The organism is Vibrio sp. 1402 (assembly GCF_033340275.1).
Genome location: NZ_JAWOWE010000744.1, coordinates 1 through 510, shown reverse-complemented (window position 1 = coordinate 510; position 510 = coordinate 1). Strand labels below are relative to the sequence as shown.

At 47.3% G+C, this 510-nt stretch carries 1 protein-coding gene; it reads left to right on the top strand.

The window, feature by feature from the left end:
- Positions 1-205: 205 nt before the first annotated feature.
- A partial coding sequence (locus tag R7044_RS28695) for an MbeB family mobilization protein (RefSeq protein WP_225456413.1) occupies positions 206-510 on the top strand: 305 nt, incomplete at its 3' end.

The window sequence follows — 510 nt, the reverse complement described above, 5'->3', positions numbered from 1 at the left end:
AATCTACCTGTTCAAAAACAAGAGGCAGCCAGAGCGATCACAGACGGTTTGCTTTCGTTGGCACAGAACGGTGACATTCAAGATCGAACGCAGGTTGTTGAGGTTTTAGAGCGTTCTGGTTTTCAAGTAGTGAGGCAGACTTCAAAAAGTCTCTCTATCGCCGATCCTGAAGGCGGTAGAAACATCCGATTAAAGGGCATGATGTATGAGCAAGATTTTAGATTTGGCGCAGGACTTCGAGAAGAAATCGAAGCAGCAAGCGCTCGATACAGAGCAGCATCTCAAGAGCGAATTCGAGAGGCACGTGAGGGTTATCGAACAGGCGTTGAGATCAAGCGAGCAGAAAATCAAAGACGATATAAGCGTCCAGAATCAACGCATGAGCGCGTTAGTTCTCAAAAGCTGGTTATGGATAGTCCTGACTATCGTTCTCGTTCTGGCAGCTTGCATGGGCGTGATTTGGTGGCAAGGGGAAATCATTCTGGCGAACCAACAAGAGATCAATCGTCA